Genomic DNA, 17940 nt, shown 5'->3' with positions numbered 1-17940 from the left:
TAGGATTCGGGGCCGAACCCCACGCTTTCCAAGGTCTGCGATTCGCTGCCTCGCGGTAGAGGCCTACACGAACCGCATCGGCGCGCCGATCTCGACGCGGGCAGGCCTGTCCACAGTGCAATAGACGCCAAGATTGTGCGCGTTGTGGCGGACCAGATTGCGCAGGATGCCGGGATCGTGGTCGAAGCCGTCCTGGCTGATGATGGTGAAGCCGCAGCGGCGGCACGGCTCCGAGACGGTCACCAGCAGGTCGCCGATGGCAAGCTTGCGGCCAATCCATTCGGTCTCGGGAAACGAGCTCTCGACCGCCGCCATGTCGACGACAATGTTGGGGCGGAAGCGGCGCGGATCGGGAATGCCTTCGGGGTGCAGCGCCTTGAGCCGCGCCAGCGATGCGGTGGTCAAGAGATGGATCGGCGCTTTGCGGTAGCGCGCCGCGGTGAGCGGGCCGGTGTAGCCGGGGGCGTTGTCCTGGCTGAACGGCCGGATCGAGGCGGCGAAGCCGAGATAGGCCGAGATGGCTTGGTCGCATTCCACACCCGGCACTGCCAGCCAGTCGCCGTCGGGAACGGCGATCTCCAGCTTGCGGTCCTTGCTCAGCTGGGTGCGGATGCGCGGCACCTTGTGCCACTTGGCGTCGCGGTCGGGCCGCGCGATCTCATTGTCCGAGACATCGACAAGGCCGAACAGCCGGTCGCCGTCGATGGTTTCAAGGCCGACCGAAATGGCGTCCTGGCGTTCGCCGGCAAGCGAACTTGCGGGGTAACGCCAGAGCTCCGTGACTGCGCCCAGTGCAGCCATCAAATCCCCTCAGCCCTTCTTGTTCTGGCGGTTGGCGATCAGATCATCGACCACGGCCGGATCGGCCAGTGTCGAGGTATCGCCGAGCGCGGAAAAATCGTCCTCGGCGATCTTGCGCAGGATACGGCGCATGATCTTGCCGGAGCGGGTTTTCGGCAGTCCGGGCGCGAACTGCAGCTTGTCGGGCGAGGCGATGGCGCCGATCTCCTTGCGGACATGGGCCACGAGCTCCTTGCGCAGTTCCTCGCTCGGCTCCACGCCTTTCATCAAGGTAACGTAGCTGTAGATGCCCTGGCCCTTGATGTCGTGGGGATAGCCGACGACAGCTGCTTCCGACACTTTCTCGTGGCTGACGAGCGCCGATTCGACCTCGGCCGTTCCCATGCGGTGGCCGGAAACGTTGATGACGTCGTCGACGCGGCCGGTGATCCAGTAATAGCCGTCGGCGTCGCGGCGACAGCCGTCTCCGGTGAAGTATTTGCCCTTGTAGGTGGAGAAATAGGTCTGCACGAAGCGGTCGTGGTCGCCATAGACGGTGCGCATCTGGCCGGGCCAGGAATCGGCGATGCAGAGGTTGCCGTCGGCCGCCCCTTCCAGCACCTTGCCTTCGCCGTCGACCAGTTGCGGTTTGATGCCGAAGAAGGGCCGCGTCGCCGAACCGGCCTTGAGGTCGGTGGCGCCGGGCAGCGGCGTGATCAGGATGCCGCCGGTCTCGGTCTGCCACCAGGTGTCGACGATCGGCACCTTGCCGTTGCCGACGACGTTGAAATACCACTCCCATGCTTCCGGATTGATCGGTTCGCCGACCGAGCCCAGCACGCGCAGCGACTTGCGCGAGGTCTTCTTCACCGGTTCGTCGCCGGCGCCCATCAGCGCGCGCAGTGCCGTCGGCGCAGTGTAGAAGATGTTGACCTTGTGCTTGTCGATGACTTCCCAGAAGCGCGACTGCGAGGGGTAGTTCGGCACGCCCTCGAACATCAGCGTGGTGGCGCCGTTGGCGAGCGGGCCATAGACGATATAGCTGTGGCCGGTGACCCAACCGACATCGGCGGTGCACCAGTAGATATCGCCATCATGGTAGTCGAAGACATATTGGTGGGTCATCGAGACATAGACGAGATAGCCGGCGGTGGTGTGCAGCACGCCCTTCGGCTTGCCGGTCGAGCCTGAGGTATAGAGGATGAACAGCGGATCCTCGGCCTTCATCTTCTCCGGCTTGCAGTCGCCTTTCACCGTGGCGATCTCGTCATGGTACCAGATGTCGCGTCCCTGGACCCAGCCGGTCTTGCCGCCGGTGCGGCGAACGACGACCACTTTTTCGACCCTGGTGCCGGCCTTGGCGGCGATTTCGATCGCTCTGTCGGTGTTTTCCTTCAGCGGGATCGGCTTGCCGCCGCGCAGGCCCTCATCGGCGGTGATGACGAAGGTCGACTTGCAGTCATCGATGCGGCCGGCCAGCGCGTCCGGTGAAAAGCCGCCAAAGACGATCGAGTGGATGGCGCCGATGCGGGTGCAAGCCAGCATCGCGTAGGCGGCTTCCGGGATCATCGGCATGTAGATGGTGACGCGGTCGCCCTTCCTGACGCCGTGCTTCTTCATCACATTGGCGAGCCGGCAGACATGCTCGTAGAGCTCGTTATAGGTGATCTTCTTGTCGTCGTAGGGATTGTCGCCTTCCCAGATGATGGCAGTCTGGTTGCCGCGCTTCTTCAAATGGCGGTCGATGCAGTTGTAGGAGACGTTAGTTTCGCCGTCCTCGAACCATTTGATCGAGACCTTGCCCTCGAAGGAGGTGTTCTTGACCTTGCTGAACGGCTTGAACCAGTCGATGCGCTTGCCGTGCTTGCCCCAGAACTTGTCCGGATTCTTCACGCTGTCAGCATACCATTTGAGGTAGGTGTCATTGTCGATCAGCGCATTCTTCTTCCACGCCGGCTGGACGCGGTGGATCTTCACCTCGGACATGTCTTCACTTTCCTCCCAAACCACCCCGCCGGCTTGACCACAGCCAGGATCACGGCGACGCAGCCGCGAATTCGGCGGCATTATTAACAGTTCCGCGCTGACGGCAACATTAGACGTTGGATTCGCGTGGCGGGATGCCGCAGCTCCCGTCTCGGTTGTATCAGCACTCGGCAGCGGTCGCTGCTAACTACATGTTTTCGTGCATAAAACCCGACTGGGATCAGGAAAATCATAGACAGTTAAGGAACGGCGCGCACAATTCGGTGTTGGGAGGAATGGAGAATCAACTAGGCCAAGGGGCTGTCATGCGCGATCATTCCGAAATGGACCTGATGCTCAAGGGGTATGGCCTGACCACGGCCAAGATTCTATACCATTTTCCCGACCACCCGCATCTGCTGCAGAGCTTCATCTGGCAGGATTACGATCTGGCGCCGAAGTTTCCGGTGCTGATCAAGTTCATCGAGTTTTGGAAGGCCAGGCTCGACGGGCCGTTGCATTCGATCAGCTACACGCACCAGAAGCTGATCGCGCCGAACGAATGGCGGAAGGTGGATGGGGAGTTCGTGCTGCACTGAGCGGCGCGCTTGATCTCCCCCCTTGAGGGGGAGATGGCCGCAAAGCGGCCAGAGGGGGTCGGTTCGACCGGACGCGACCCTCCTGCGGCAGATGGGGGCTAGCGCTCCACGCGCGGCGACCCCCTCTGTCGCCTTCGGCGACATCTCCCCCTCGAGGGGGGAGATTTGGCAGCGTCGGCGATCACACCGCCGGGGGGTTCAGCCGGGCGAAACCTTCCTGGCGGTGATAGGGGAAGTACGGGTAGGGCGCGGTCACTTCGCTTGCCTTGTCGAGCTTTTTGACCTGCTCCGGCGTCAACGCCCAGCCGACGGCGCCGAGGTTCTGGCGCAGCTGTTCCTCGTTGCGGGCGCCGATGATGACCGAGGACACGGTCGGGCGCCGCAACAGCCAGTTGATGGCGATCTGCGGCACGGTCTTGCCGGTCTCTTCAGCCATCGCATCAAGCGCATCCATGACCCGGTAGAGATGTTCGTCCGCGACCGGCGGGCCGAAATCGGCGGTGTCGTGCAGCCGGCTCTTTTCCGGCAGGGGCTGGCCGCGGCGGATCTTGCCGGTCAGGCGGCCCCAGCCGAGCGGGCTCCACACCAGCGCGCCGATGCCCTGGTCGATACCGAGCGGCATCAGCTCCCATTCATAGTCGCGGCCGACCAGCGAATAGTAGACCTGGTGTGCGGCATAGCGCGGGTAGCCATGCTTGTCGGCCTCGGCCAGCGATTTCATCACCTGCCAGCCGGAGAAGTTGGAGACGCCGACATAGCGCAGCTTGCCGGCGCGCACGAGGTCGTCCAGCGTCGACAACACCTCCTCGATCGGCGTGCCGGCATCGAAGGCGTGCAGCTGCAACAGGTCGATGTAATCGGTGCCCATGCGCTTCAGGGACGCGTCCACGGCCTTGATCAGCCGCGAGCGCGACGAGCCGTAATCGGCCCGGCCGTCCCCCATCGGCAGCGAGGTCTTGGTCGAGATCAGCACCGCGTCGCGGCGGCCTTTGATGGCTTCGCCAAGCACTTCCTCGGAGGCGCCGTTTGAATAGACATCGGCGGTGTCGAACAGATTGACGCCGGCCTCGAGGCAGATGTCGATGAGCCGCCGCGCTTCCTTGGCGTCGTTGTTGCCCCACGCCCCGAACAGCGGCCCGGAGCCGCCGAAAGTGCCGGCGCCGAAAGACAGTGCGGGCACTTTCAGGCCCGATGCGCCGAGACGTCGATAATCCATTTTATGCTCCTTGATGATGTCGAAGAAGGATTTGCGCGTGATGCTCATGACGGGGCGCAGACCGGCGCCCCGATTGTGGGGGCGCGATCGAGGCGCAGCGCCAGGGAAGCGACGCCAAGAGCCGCGACCGGCAGCAAAGCGGCGATCCAGGTTAGTGAGCCGAGGCCTGGGCAATCACCGCGCCGCCAAGCCAAGCGCCGGCGGCATTGCCGAGGTTGAAGGCGGCGATGTTGAAGGACGAGGCGAGGCTCTGGCCCGCGCCTTGCGCCTTTTCCAGCACCCACATCTGCAGCGGCGCCACGGTGGCGAAGGCGGCGGCACCAAGCAGGCCGACATAGATGACGGCCAGGATTTGGCTGTGGACGGCGAAGGTCATTGTGGCCAGCACCAACGCCAGCACCACGAGGCTGCCGAGCACCGCCGGCACCAACCAGCGGTCGGCGACCTTGCCGCCAAGCAGATTGCCGGCAATAAGACCGCCGCCGAAGACGAGCAGGATCGGCGACACCGCGGCCTCCCTGAAGCCGCTGATCTCGGTGAGCAGCGGGGCGATGTAGGTGAAGACGGCGAAGACGCCGGCATAGCCGAGCACGGTGGTGGCGAGGCCGAGCAGCACCGGCGTGCGGCGCAGCACGGCGAGGTCGGCGCGCAGATTGGTCTTCTCGGGCGCTTCCTTGCTGCGCGGCACCAGAAGCAGGATGACGGCAAAGGCTGCCAAGCCGACCAGGGTTACCGCCCAGAAGGTGGCGCGCCAGCCGAAGGCCTGGCCTAGCCAGGTGCCGAAGGGCACGCCGAGGATGTTGGCGATAGTCAGTCCGGTGAACATCAGCGCGATCGCCGAGGCTTTCTTGTTGGGCGCGACCAGGCCGGTGGCGACCACCGAGCCGACGCCAAAGAAAGTGCCATGGGCAAAGGCGGTGATGATGCGGGCGCCCATCAGCGTCCAGTAGTCGGGGGCGATCGCACAGGCGAGGTTGCCGAGCGTGAAGATCGCCATAAGGGCCAGAAGGACGGTCTTGCGGGGCCAGTTGCCGGTGGCGATGGTCAAAAGCGGCGCGCCGATGACGACGCCCAACGCGTAGCCCGAAATCAACTGGCCGGCGGCCGAGATCGAGACTCCGAGATCTTTGCTGACATCGATCAGCAGCCCCATGATGACGAATTCGGTGACGCCGATGCCGAAGGCGCCGGCAGCGAGGGCGTAGAGAGCAAGAGGCATGGCGGTTTCCAGTTCGAACTCGAATGAGCGCGCTGTCCAGACCCGCGCCCCGACCGCAGAGATCGTGTTGCCATGCCTTGTGAACCAGACTTGCCTTGGGCATATTTCCTGTGAAATAGATTCACAGATGGCCAGACCCGACATCAACCGTTCCGGCGAGATCGAAGTGTTCGTCCGCGTCGTCGAGGCGAGCAGCTTCTCGGCTGCGGCTCGTTCGCTGCGTATGACACTGTCGGCGGTGAGCAAGCTGATCGCGCGACTGGAGGCAAGGCTCGGCGCGCGGCTGGTCACCCGCTCGACGCGCAAGCTGCAGCTGACGCCGGAAGGGACGGCGTTCTATGACAGCGGGGTGCGCATCTTGGCCGATATGGCGGCGGCCGAGCGCGAGGCGGCCGGGGGTGCCGCGCCGCGCGGACGGCTGCGCGTCAACTCCTATGTGCCCTTCGGGGTGCATCGGCTGATCCCGCTGCTGCCTGATTTCCTCGAACGCTATCCCGAGATTTCGGTCGATCTGGTGCTGACCGACAGCGTCATCGATTTGATGGCTGAGCGTGCCGACGTCGCCATCCGCGCCGGGCCGCTCGGCGAATCGCGGCTGGTGGCGCGCAAGCTCGGGCAAACCCGGATGACGGTCGTTGCCGCACCGTCCTATCTCAAGACACATGGCACACCGCTGATTCCAGCCGATCTCAGCCGGCACAATCGCATGGCTTTCGGCTTTGTCCGGCATGTCGATGGCTGGCAGTTTGTCGACGCAGCTGACAATGCCATCACGGTTCCCATCGTGGGAAACACGCTGGTCGGCGATGGCGAGTCGATGCGGTTGATGGCGGTCGGCGGCGCCGGCATCGCCCGGCTGGCACACTGGCATGTGGCCGATGACATCGCGGCGGGGCGGCTGACGGCGCTGCTGGAGGATTTCAATCCGGGCGACGAGGAGCCTACCCACGCCGTCTATGTCGGCCAGGGCCGGCATTTGCCCGCACGGGTGCGGGCGTTTCTCGACTTTCTGGTCGAGAGCGTGCGGATGAGCTGAAAAGACGTTGGGGAGCCAGATGACCCCCCAAGCATCAGGCGACAGCGATGACTATTTCTTCGGGGTGAACGGCGCCGGGCGGCGACCGGCGCCCTGACGCTCCAGCATCCAGCCGGGATATTCGGCCGGCAGCGCACTGACCTCATCCAGTCTGGCGAGATCGTCGGCGTCGAGCTTCACCTCGGCCGCGGCAAGGTTCTGCTCGAGCTGCTCCATGCGGCTGGCGCCGATGATGACGCTCATGACGAAAGGTTTGGCCAGGACATAGCCGAGCGCGACCGTAGCGACGCTGACATCGTGCTTCTTGGCGATGTCGCGCATGACGGCGACGGCGGCCCAGGCGCGGTCCTCATTGACCGGCGGGAAGTTGAAGGCGGCGCGGCGGCCCTCGCCATTGCCGGGCGCGCCGGGGCCGTATTTGCCCGACAGCAGGCCGCCGGCCATTGGCGACCAGACCATCAGGCCGAGCTTTTCCTCGTTGATCAGCGGCACGATCTCGCGCTCGAGGTCGCGGCCGGCGATCGAATAATAGGACTGGATGGTCTCGAAGCGGGAAAACCCCTTGCGGTCGGCTATGCCGAGGGCCTTAGAGATGCGCCAAGCAGCCCAGTTGGAGACGCCGACATAGCGAACCTTGCCGCTGGCGACGAGATCGTCGAACGCCCGTAGCGTCTCGTCGATCGGCGTCACCGTATCGGTGCCGTGCAACTGATAGAGGTCGATATGGTCGAGCTGCAGCCGCTCCAGGCTGCCCTCGACCGAATCCATGATGTGGCCTCGCGACGAGCCGCGCTCGTTCGGGCCCTGGCCCATGGTGCCATGCACCTTGGTGGCGATGATGACGTCCGAGCGCTTGACGCCGAGATCCCTGAGCGACTGGCCGAGCAGGCGCTCGGACTGGCCGAAGGAGTAGACGTCGGCGGTGTCGAAGAAATTGACGCCGGCGGCGATGGACCGGCCGACGATGTCGTTGACGCCCTTCTGGTCGAGGCTGGCGATCAGGCCCCATTGGGCATTCTCGCCGGCGGCGCCGAAGGTCATGGTGCCGAGGCAGAGTTCGGAGACGAACATCCCCGTATTTCCAAGTTGATTGTAGCGCATGGTTGCGGCTCCAGCAGAATTGTGATGACGCCAAGCAAATAGGAACGGTACGTTTCGTTTCCAGTCGTGGCGTAATCGACCGGATGCATCTGGCCCCATAGAACTCGTCAACCGTGGCGAGATGCGCGAGGCGATGTTTGTGTCGAAAATCTATCAGAATTCCACGGGTCGGATCATCGTCTCTGAGCGGCGGTTGACCTCCTCGACGAAATCGTCGTCCCATGCGGGACCGGAGAGGAGATATTCCGCAAGCGAAGGCTTTGCGCCGATCAGTTGGTCATAGTCATCAGGAGACAACACGACGGCAGCTGGCTTTCCGCGCAAGGTGATGGTTTGCGGCCCTTCTTCGCGCGCCTGTCGCACAAGCTTCGAAAGATTGTTTCTTGCGTCCCTGAGGTGCCAGTCCAAGAAGAATAGTCCTCGCTAACTCGGCCGGATGTGCTCGATACATTAGCTCGAAAAATCGGGGATCGACAGGTGTCTCGCGAAGCCGACGACTACCGGGTGCCAAAAATCGCCGAGCCGACGCGGACGCTGGTGGCGCCGAAGGTGATCGCTGTCTCGTAGTCGCCGGACATGCCCATCGACAGTTTGGCGACGCCGGCCTCCTTGCCGAGCTTTTCCAGCAGGGCGAAATGCGGGCCGGGGTTTTCATGCGCCGGCGGAATGCACATCAGGCCTTCGATGGCCAACCCATGGACATCGCGGCAACGGGTGACGAAGGCGACAGCGTCGTGCGGCTCGATGCCGGCCTTTTGCGGCTCCGAACCGGTGTTGACCTGGACATAGAGCTTTGGTGTTTTACCCTGCCGGACAATCTCCTTGGCGAGTTCGGCGGCGATTTTTTCGCGGTCGACGGTCTCGATGACGTCGGCGAGCGCAACGGCTTCCTTCGCTTTGTTCGATTGCAACGGGCCGATGAGATGCAGCTCGATATCCGGGAATTCGGCTTTCAACGCCGGCCATTTGCCATGCGCTTCCTGCACGCGGTTTTCGCCAAAGACGCGCTGGCCGGCTTCGATGACCGGGCGGATGGCGTCGGCCTCAAAAGTCTTCGACACCGCTACCAGCGTTACCGAACCGGCGTCGCGGCCGGCCTCGCGCTCGGCGGCAGCGATCCTCGTCCTGACGGCGAAAAACTGTTCGACGGCGCTCGCCATGCCTATATCCTGCCTGTCTTTCTAGCCCTCGCCGGCTCGCCGCAGTTGACGGGTCCGGCAATCCATGGTGAACACCGCCACGACATTTACCTTGGCCACCGGGCCTTGTCCGGCGGTCTGCGCCTGCTTTTAAGTGAAAATCATCCGATGGCAACCGAACGATACAATCCGCGCGCGTCAGAGCCCAAATGGCAGAAGGCCTGGGCCGAAAAGAAGCTGTTCGAAGCGCATAACGACGATCCGAAGCCGAAATACTACGTGCTGGAGATGTTCCCCTATCCCTCCGGGAAGATCCATATCGGCCACACCCGCAACTACACGATGGGCGATGTGGTGGCGCGCTACAAGCGGGCCAAGGGTTTTAACGTGCTGCACCCTATGGGCTGGGACGCTTTCGGCATGCCGGCCGAAAATGCGGCGATGCAGAACAAGGTCCATCCCAAGGAATGGACCTACGCCAACATCGCCGCCATGCGCGAGCAGCTCAAGATGATGGGCCTGTCGCTGGACTGGTCGCGCGAGTTCGCCACCTGCGACGTCGACTATTACCACCGCCAGCAGATGCTGTTCCTCGATTTAGTCGAGAAGGGGCTGGTGACGCGCAAATCCTCCAAGGTCAACTGGGACCCGGAGGACATGACGGTGCTCGCCAACGAGCAGGTCATCGACGGGCGCGGCTGGCGCTCGGGCGCGCTGGTCGAACAGCGCGAGCTGACGCAGTGGTTCTTCAAGATCACCGACTACGCGCAGGACCTGCTGGACTCGCTGGACGGGCTTGGCGAATGGCCGGAAAAGGTCAAGCTGATGCAGCAGAACTGGATCGGCCGCTCGGAAGGGCTGCTGATCCGCTGGCCGCTGGCCGCTCCGGTTGGCGATGCGAAGGAACTGGAGGTCTACACGACCAGGCCCGACACCATTTTCGGCGCGTCGTTCATGGCGGTTGCCGCCGACCATCCGCTGGCCAGGAAGGCCGCCGAGACCAATCTCGATCTGGCCAAGTTCATCGACGAAATCAGGCATATGGGCACGTCGGTGGCCGCACTGGAGACGGCCGAGAAGAAAGGTTTCGACACCGGCATCCGCGTCGTGCATCCGTTCGACGACTCGTGGACCCTGCCGGTCTACGTCGCGAATTTCGTTTTGATGGAATACGGCACCGGCGCCATATTCGGCTGCCCGTCGGGCGACCAGCGCGACCTCGATTTCGCCAACAGATACGGCCTGCCGGTGATCCCGGTGGTGATGCCGGAAGATGCCGACGCCAAGACCTTCCATGTCACGGAAGAGGCCTATGTCGATGACGGCGTGATGATCAATTCGCGTTTCCTCGACGGCCTGAAGCCGGAGCAGGCGTTCGACGAGGTGGCAAAGCTCCTGGAGCAGAAGACCATAGGCGGGCGGCCAATGGCGGAGCGCAAGGTGAACTTCCGCTTGCGCGACTGGGGCATTTCGCGTCAGCGCTACTGGGGCTGCCCGATCCCGATGATCCATTGCGAGGATTGCGGCGTCGTGCCGGTGCCGAAGGCCGACCTGCCGGTCAAGCTGCCCGACGACATCGAGTTCGACCGTCCCGGCAATCCGCTCGACCGCCACCCGACCTGGCGGCATGTGAAGTGCCCGCAATGCGGCAAGGATGCGCGCCGCGAGACCGACACGATGGACACGTTCGTCGATTCGTCCTGGTATTTCGCGCGCTTCACCGCGCCCTGGGCCAATGAGCCGACGGAGCCCAAGGCTGCCGATGACTGGCTGGCCGTCGACCAGTATATTGGCGGCATCGAGCACGCGATCCTCCATCTGCTCTATTCGCGCTTCTTCACCCGCGCCATGCGTGCGACCGGGCATCTCGACCTGGCCGAGCCATTCAAGGGCCTGTTCACGCAAGGCATGGTGGTGCATGAGACCTACCGCGTCGGCGGTGCGTCGAACAATGGCCGCTGGCTGTCGCCGGCTGAGGTCAGGATCGAGGATGTCGGCGGCAAGCGCCGCGCCATCGAGATCGCCACCGGCGAAGAGGCGGCGATCGGCTCACTCGAAAAGATGTCGAAGTCGAAGAAGAATACGGTAAGCCCGGAAGACATCACCGACGGCTACGGCGCCGACACCGCACGCTGGTTCATGCTGTCGGATTCGCCGCCCGAGCGCGACGTCGAGTGGACGGACGATGGCGCCGCCGGCGCGCACCGTTTCATCCAGCGTGTCTGGCGCCTGGTGTCGATCGCCGCCGAGACGCTCGATGGCGTCAAGCCACAGGCGGCGCAGGATGGCGAGGCCGGTGCCGTTTCCAAGGCCGCGCACAAGATCCTGAAAGCGATCGGCGAGGATATCGAGAAGCTCGGCTTCAACCGGGCCATCGCCCGCATCTACGAACTTGCCAATGCCTTGACCGCGCCGCTCAACGACGTTGCCGAGGGCAAGGCCGATGCGGCGCTGAAAGGCGCCTGCCGCGAGGCGGTGGAGATCCTTGTGCATGTGGTCGCGCCGGTCATGCCGCATCTGGCCGAAGAGTGCTGGCACACGCTCGGCGGCACCGATCTGGTCGCCGAACGGCCATGGCCGGTCTACGACCCGGCGCTGGTGGTCGACAACGAGATCGTGCTGCCGGTTCAGGTCAACGGCAAGAAGCGCGGCGATTTGACAATTGCCCGCGACGCGGACCAAGGTGCGGTCGAAAAAGCGGTTCTGGCTCTCGACTTCGTGCAGAAAGCGCTGGAAGGTAAGGCGCCCCGCAAGGTGATCATCGTGCCGCAGAGGATCGTCAATGTCGTTGCCTGATTTCAAAAAGACGGGGCTTGACTTCGGAAAGACGACGCATGTGCTGCGCCGCACCGCGCTCTGCGGGCTGGTGGCCTCGATGACGCTGGTTTCGGCCTGCACGGTCAGGCCGCTCTATTCGAGCGCGCCGCTGACGGCAGGCTCGACTGTCAGCGCGTCGGCGGAGCTCGCCTCGATCGCGGTCAAGCCGGTCAAGACCCGCTATGCCCAGCAGGTCCGCAACAATCTGATCTTCGCCTTCGGCCAGGGTGCCGGCGAGACGACGGCACCGGTCTACATGCTCGATCTCGGTGTCACCGAACTGGTCGAATCGGCCGCGGTGGTGCAGATTCAGACCGACGAAGACGAGCCGACGGCAGGCACGGTGACGCTGACCGCAAACTATGTGCTGACCGATGCCAGGACCGGCGTGGTGATCGCCACCGGCAAGCGGTCGATCCCATCATCTTTCGACAAGCCGACGCAGGAGTTCGCCTCCTACCGGGCGCAGCTCGACGCCGAGAACCGCGCCGCACGCGAACTGGCTGAAATGGTGAGCCTGTCGGTCGCCCAGGATTTGGTCAGGCACGGCAAGAAGGCCTGAGCGTTTCCTAGCCTTGCCAACTCGACTTTAGCAGTCCGCAATAAAAAGGCCGGTTTCCCGGCCTTTTTGTATCGAACCCGATCTCAGCCGATCTTCTGGCCGGTCTTGGCCCAGTCGGCAGCAAACTGATCCAGGCCCTTGTCGGTCAACGGGTGCTTGACCAGCGCCTTCAGCGTCGCGGCCGGCGCGGTAACGACATCGGCGCCGATCAGGGCTGCCTGCTTGACGTGGTTCACGGTGCGAACCGAAGCGACGAGGATCTCGGTGTCGAAATCGTAATTGTCGTAGATCTGCCGGATCTCCTGGATCAGTTCCATGCCGTCCGCGCCGGTATCGTCGACGCGGCCGACGAAGGGCGAGATGAACGAGGCGCCGGCCTTGGCCGCCAGCAGCGCCTGGTTGGCCGAGAAGCACAGCGTTACATTGACCATGCGGTTCATCTCGGTGCGGATCGTCTTGCAGGCGCGCAGGCCGTCGAGCGTCAGCGGCACCTTGATGCAGACATTGTCGGCGATCTTGGCCAGGATGTTGGCCTCGGCCATCATGTCCTTGTATTCGACCGCAACAACCTCGGCCGAAACCGGGCCCTTGACGATGTCGCAGATTTGCTTGGTGACCTCGGCGATCTTGCCGCCGGATTTCAGGATCAGCGAGGGATTGGTGGTCACGCCGTCGAGCAGCCCCAGGTCGTTCAGTTCCTTGATGTCCTTGATGTCAGCGGTGTCGACAAAAAATTTCATGGGGGTCTCCTGAAAGATTTCCATGTGCATGCCATGCACATTCGGGGTTGCCCTTTGATCTAGACCAAAGTCGGGGCAAGGTCACGCCCGATGATCGAAGATTCGCCCTTTGTCGCAGCCGCGCCGGTGCTGGTGCCGATGCCCGCCGAACGGCCCTACACCTACGCTGTGCCCGCCGGCATGCGCGTGGTGCCGGGCTCGATCGTGCGCGTGCCGCTCGGTCCGCGCCAGGTTGCCGGCATCGTCTGGGATGGTGCGGTCGAGAATATCGACGCCAAAAAGCTGCGCCCGATCGAACAGGTCTTCGACTGCCCGCCGATCGACCGCGGCATGCGCCGCTTTGTCGACTGGCTGGCGCAGTACACGCTGTCGCCGCCCGGCATGGTGGCGCGCATGCTGTTGCGCGCGCCGGAGGCGTTCGATCCAGAACCGTGGATCGAGGGCCTGCAGCGAACCCTCGTCATGCCGGACCGGATGACGGATGCCAGGACGCGCGTGCTGGAGACGGCGGAAGGGGGGCTTGCCTGGACGCGATCCGGCCTGGCGCATGCGGCGGGCGTGTCGTCGACGGTTATCGAGGGACTCAAGGCGCAAGGCGTGTTCGAGACGGCGATGATCCCGCCTCGACCGGTGGTCGCCGCGCCCGATCCCTCCTACGCCATGCCGGAGCTGATGCCGGACCAGGCAGACGCGGCCGCCATGCTGCGCGCCAATGTCGCGGCCGCTGCTTTCAACGTCACGCTGCTCGACGGCGTCACCGGCTCGGGCAAGACGGAAGTTTATTTCGAGGCGGTGGCGGCAGCCCTCGACCGGGGCAAGCAGGTGTTGATCCTTTTGCCGGAGATCGCGCTGACGCATGCCTTCCTCGAACGCTTTCAGCAGCGCTTCGGCGCCAAGCCGGCGGAATGGCATTCCGACCTGCCGCCCCGAATGCGCGAAAAGGTCTGGCGACAGGTGGCGGAAGGCGGCGTGCGCGTCGTCGCCGGCGCACGCTCGGCGCTGTTCCTGCCGTTCCGCGAGCTCGGGCTGATCGTCGTCGACGAGGAACACGACCCCGCCTACAAGCAGGAGGACCGTGTCTTCTACAATGCCCGCGACATGGCGGTGGTGCGCGGCCATATCAGCGGCTTCCCGGTGGTGCTGGCGTCGGCGACGGCGTCGGTCGAAAGCCGGGTCAATGCGAGCCAAGGTAAATACGATAGAGCGGTTCTCTCTGCCCGCTTCGCGGAGGCGGCGCTCCCGCATCTCAAATCGATCGACATGCGCCGCGCGCCGCCGGCGCGCGGGGGGTTTCTGTCGCCGCTGCTGCTCGGTGAGATGCAACGTACGCTGGAGAAGAAGGAACAGTCGCTGCTGTTCCTCAACCGGCGCGGCTACGCGCCGCTGACGCTGTGCCGTGTCTGCGGCCACCGCTTCGGCTGCCCGGTTTGTTCGGCCTGGCTGGTCGAGCACCGCTTTCGCGGCCAACTCGTCTGCCATCATTGCGGGCACAATGAGAAGCGGCCGGAGGCTTGTCCGGAATGCGGCACGCTCGACCATCTGGTCGCCTGCGGGCCTGGCGTCGAGCGGATAGCTGAAGAAGTCGTGGCGCATTTCCCCGACGCGCGCACGATCGTCCTGTCATCCGATTTGATGGGCGGGGTGCGCCGGCTGCGGCTGGAGCTCGAGGCCATCGCCAATGGCGAGGCCGACATCGTCATCGGCACGCAGCTGGTCGCCAAGGGCCATAACTTTCCCAACATGACGCTGGTCGGCGTCGTCGATGCCGATCTCGGCCTCGCCAATGGCGATCCGCGCGCCGCTGAGCGCACCTTCCAATTGCTCAGCCAGGTGACTGGACGCGCCGGCCGCACCGGCAAGAAGAGCCTCGGCCTGCTGCAGACTTTCCAGCCGGACCATCCGGTGATGCGGGCGATCGTCTCGGGCGATGCCGAGGCCTTTTACGAACGCGAGATCACTGAGCGCGAACGGGCAGCCCTGCCGCCCTTCGGCAGGCTTGCCGGCGTCATCGTCAGTGCGGTGACGCGGGCCGAGGCCGAAGGCCACGCGCGCGGCCTGCGCCGTGCAGCACCCCAGGCCAGCGACCTGTTCGTGCTCGGTCCGGCCGAGGCGCCGCTGTCGCTGCTCGGTGGGCGCCATCGTTTCCGTTTGCTGATCCAGGGTGAAAAGCGCGCCGACATCCAAGGCTTCATCCGCACCATGCTGGCCGAAGGGCCGAAGCAGCGCGGCTCGGTCCGCGTGCAGGTCGACATCGATCCGCAGAGCTTCTTGTAAGCACAAAGGCTGACGCCGCCGCCGGCCGCCCGTAAGCCGTTTTGTCAAGAAAGCTCAATATCTTAGCGCCCGCTAAAATACGTTCTGCTCATATGCACAGCCCCGTCCGTTGCGGAACAATCCTGATCAAAGAACTCATAAAATAAATGTTGACTCGTTTTATCATGAATTATAACTGGGCCTTTCCGCTCTGGCACTGGGGACCAGGGCATGGATGGGGGCAGCATGCGCAGATTTTACAGTTCACTTCTTTGGTCATCGGCTTTGGGTTGGTCGATCCTGGCAGGCGCGGCATTTGCCCAGGAAGCCGCCCCGACAGGCAAGCAGGAAGCCACCGTGCTCGATCAGATACTGGTCACCGGCCGCAATGAAAGGTCGATTTCCAGCGTCGCCCAGTCTGTCCAGGTCGTGGAACAGGAACAGGTCGAGGAAGCCGCGCAGGAAAATATCGACGCCGCGACCCTGATCAGCCGCATCGTCCCCGGCTACGCGCCACGCAACCAGACCATTTCCGGCGCTTCGGAAACCTTCCGCGGGCGCAGCGTTCTCATCATGGTCGACGGTGTGCCGCGCAACACACCGCTGCGGGACGTCTCACGCATCCTGTCGATGATCGACCTGAATTCGGTCGAGCGCATCGAAGTCATCAATGGCGCGTCCAGCCTTTATGGCGCCGGCGCCACCGGCGGCACGATCAACTTCATCACCAAGCGCGGCGACAGCGACAAGCCGAAGGTGACGGTGCGCACCGGCGTCACCGCCTTCACCGAAAACCCCGGCAAGTCGGCCGGGCCAAGCACCAGTGTCTCGGTCGAGGGCAAGAAAGGCGATTTCGACTATTTCTTCTCGGCCTCGGGCGATCTGTCGCGCCGCACCTATGACGGCCACGGCAACGAGGTGGCTTCCGACGCCATGCTTGGGCAAGGCGGCGGCGACCGCACCGGCACGGGCAATCTCTTCGGCGTGGCCGGCTACCAGTTCGATTCCAGGCGCTTCGAGGCCAGCGTCGACTGGACCTATGCCAACCAGAAGCCGGACTGGTTCACCGATTACACGACCAATCCCGTCTCCCCGGATTTCGGCGATCCCTATGAAGGCAAGCCGCTGAAGGAAGATTCGAAATATCTGACCGCCAAATACACCGACAGCGACTTCGCGCTCGGAAACCTCGAGGTCAAGGCGTTCTACAACGACATCTTCAAGCAGTCGCCCTTTACCAAATTCTCGGCCGTCAACAGCCAGGTGTATTTACCGACGAACCCGACGCGGCCGGTGATCCTGCCGCCGGGTACGGACCCGACCGCCGACTTCAACCAGACGGCGCTGCAATCGCGGCGCAGCGGCGTCAACCTGACCGTCAACACGCCGATGGACTTTATCACTCAGGGCAGCACACTGACCTGGGGCGCCGACTACGTTTTCGATGCCACCGATCAGCAGCTGACCAACGGCCAGGACGCCATCTCGCCCACGACCCAGAACTCGGTTGCCTTGTTTGCGCAGGGCGAAATTCCGGTGACGGATCGCTTTCGCATCAGCGGCGGCGCGCGCTACGACCAGTTTTATCTCAACGTTGAAGACTTCACCCGGCCTGCCGCTGCCGTTCTGCTAGGCCGGAACATTATCGGCCTGCCGGCGATCCAGGTGACCGGCGGCTCGTTCGACTACGACGCCGTCACCTTCAACGCCGGCGCCGTCTACGATCTGACCGAAAGGATGCAGCTTTTCGGCAATTTCTCGCAAGGCTACAGCCTGACCGACATTGGCGGCTTCACCCGCCGGGCCGGGTTGAACTCCAACGCCGAAACCTGCGACGCCTATGGCACCGCCATCCGGCCGCTGCTGCCGTGCACCAACGCGCCGGATTACGCGATCACCTATGCCGATATCGCGCCTGAACCCCAGCTGGTGAACACCTGGGAAGCCGGTCTGCGCGGCGATTGGGCCGACTATCGCGGCGGCGTCAGCACCTATCTGTCGACCTCGGACAACGGCGTCAGCTACGACATCGTCAACAACCGGGTATCGCAGCAGAAGGAACGTATCTGGGGCGTTGAAGCCAATCTCGAGGCAGACCTCAGCGGCATGTTCACGCTGGGCGGATCGGTCGGCTATGTCGAAGGCAAATACGACGCGGATCGCGACGGCCACATCGAAGCGAACGAGTATCTGCCGAACAACCGTGTCCCCTCGACCTACAAGGGCCTGGTCTATCTCACCACCCGTTTCGAGAACGAGCTGACCCTGCGCAGCGAGTTGGAGCTGTTTTCCGGACGCGACCGCATCGCCACCCAGGAACTGGACGGTGCAGCACTGGTCAATCTCGCCGTCTCGAAGACGTTCGGCAATGAAAGCGTGCTGAACCTTGCCGTGCGCAATGTGTTCGACACCTACTACATCAACCCTTCCGCATCGGCGACCCGCGGCGCCGACGTTCCGGGTCTGGGACGTTCGGTTGCGTTGTCCTACCAGATCACATTCTGAGGGGCGGC

Annotated in this window: 13 protein-coding genes and 1 pseudogene; 6 read left to right on the top strand and 8 right to left on the bottom strand. The window is 63.6% G+C overall.

What is annotated here, in order from left to right; translation table 11 throughout:
* Positions 1-63 precede the first annotated feature (63 nt).
* Both NKH35_RS09315 and acs read right to left on the bottom strand, forming a co-directional pair.
* Positions 64-801, bottom strand: coding sequence for an MOSC domain-containing protein (locus tag NKH35_RS09315; protein ID WP_352914240.1), 738 nt, complete (start codon positions 799-801; stop codon positions 64-66).
* 9 nt (positions 802-810) lie between these two features.
* Positions 811-2766, bottom strand: coding sequence for an acetate--CoA ligase (gene acs / locus NKH35_RS09310; RefSeq protein WP_352914237.1), 1956 nt, complete (start codon positions 2764-2766; stop codon positions 811-813).
* Between the two features lie 305 nt (positions 2767-3071).
* Between acs and NKH35_RS09305 the strand changes: the two genes are divergently transcribed.
* Positions 3072-3344 carry an usg protein gene (locus tag NKH35_RS09305; protein WP_023668649.1) on the top strand — a complete coding sequence of 91 codons (273 nt, stop codon included), beginning with the start codon at positions 3072-3074 and terminating at the stop codon, positions 3342-3344.
* Positions 3345-3525: 181 nt separating this feature from the next.
* Here NKH35_RS09305 and NKH35_RS09300 read toward each other — a convergent pair whose 3' ends face one another.
* Together NKH35_RS09300 and NKH35_RS09295 are read right to left on the bottom strand one after the other, a co-directional pair.
* Complete coding sequence (locus tag NKH35_RS09300; protein ID WP_027050554.1) at positions 3526-4560, bottom strand: aldo/keto reductase; 1035 nt, start codon at positions 4558-4560, stop codon at positions 3526-3528.
* Positions 4561-4604: 44 nt separating this feature from the next.
* Positions 4605-5779: pseudogene (locus NKH35_RS09295) on the bottom strand (MFS transporter).
* 127 nt (positions 5780-5906) lie between these two features.
* Between NKH35_RS09295 and NKH35_RS09290 the strand changes: the two are divergent.
* Entirely contained in the window at positions 5907-6815 is a 909-nt protein-coding gene (locus NKH35_RS09290; RefSeq protein WP_352914236.1) for a LysR family transcriptional regulator, read from the top strand.
* A gap of 51 nt (positions 6816-6866) precedes the next feature.
* Here NKH35_RS09290 and NKH35_RS09285 read toward each other — a convergent pair whose 3' ends face one another.
* The 3 genes from NKH35_RS09285 to NKH35_RS09275 all read right to left on the bottom strand — a co-directional run bounded on the left by NKH35_RS09285 (position 6867) and on the right by NKH35_RS09275 (position 9076).
* On the bottom strand, positions 6867-7916 hold the full coding sequence (locus tag NKH35_RS09285) for an aldo/keto reductase (protein ID WP_023755512.1): 1050 nt from the start codon (positions 7914-7916) through the stop codon (positions 6867-6869).
* 153 nt (positions 7917-8069) lie between these two features.
* Positions 8070-8324, bottom strand: a complete 255-nt coding sequence (locus NKH35_RS09280; protein WP_023700209.1) for a type II toxin-antitoxin system Phd/YefM family antitoxin — start codon at positions 8322-8324, stop codon at positions 8070-8072.
* A gap of 89 nt (positions 8325-8413) precedes the next feature.
* Positions 8414-9076: a YggS family pyridoxal phosphate-dependent enzyme gene (locus NKH35_RS09275; RefSeq protein ID WP_023755513.1), complete on the bottom strand. Its 663-nt coding sequence runs from the start codon at positions 9074-9076 to the stop codon at positions 8414-8416.
* A 147-nt stretch (positions 9077-9223) separates the two neighbouring features.
* Between NKH35_RS09275 and leuS the strand changes: the two genes are divergently transcribed.
* Positions 9224-11851, top strand: coding sequence for a leucine--tRNA ligase (gene leuS / locus NKH35_RS09270; protein ID WP_352914234.1), 2628 nt, complete (start codon positions 9224-9226; stop codon positions 11849-11851).
* On the top strand, positions 11838-12434 hold the full coding sequence (locus NKH35_RS09265) for an LPS assembly lipoprotein LptE (RefSeq protein ID WP_023698237.1): 597 nt from the start codon (positions 11838-11840) through the stop codon (positions 12432-12434). The genes leuS and NKH35_RS09265 overlap by 14 nt, the downstream gene beginning before the upstream one ends.
* A gap of 83 nt (positions 12435-12517) precedes the next feature.
* Here the strand turns inward: NKH35_RS09265 and fsa are convergent, their stop codons facing one another.
* On the bottom strand, positions 12518-13174 hold the full coding sequence (gene fsa, locus NKH35_RS09260) for a fructose-6-phosphate aldolase (RefSeq protein ID WP_023688874.1): 657 nt from the start codon (positions 13172-13174) through the stop codon (positions 12518-12520).
* A 90-nt stretch (positions 13175-13264) separates the two neighbouring features.
* Between fsa and NKH35_RS09255 the strand changes: the two genes are divergently transcribed.
* Positions 13265-15448, top strand: a complete 2184-nt coding sequence (locus NKH35_RS09255; protein ID WP_352914233.1) for a primosomal protein N' — start codon at positions 13265-13267, stop codon at positions 15446-15448.
* 225 nt (positions 15449-15673) lie between these two features.
* The gene (locus NKH35_RS09250) at positions 15674-17932 is read left to right on the top strand and encodes a TonB-dependent receptor (RefSeq protein ID WP_352914232.1); all 2259 of its coding nucleotides are present in this window, start codon (positions 15674-15676) and stop codon (positions 17930-17932) included.
* Positions 17933-17940 lie beyond the last annotated feature (8 nt).

The sequence above is a fragment of the Mesorhizobium sp. M1143 genome, from assembly GCF_040318435.1.
GTDB lineage: Bacteria > Pseudomonadota > Alphaproteobacteria > Rhizobiales > Rhizobiaceae > Mesorhizobium.
Note: the sequence above shows the minus strand (reverse complement) of the source record. Positions and strands in the feature narration are given on the sequence as shown.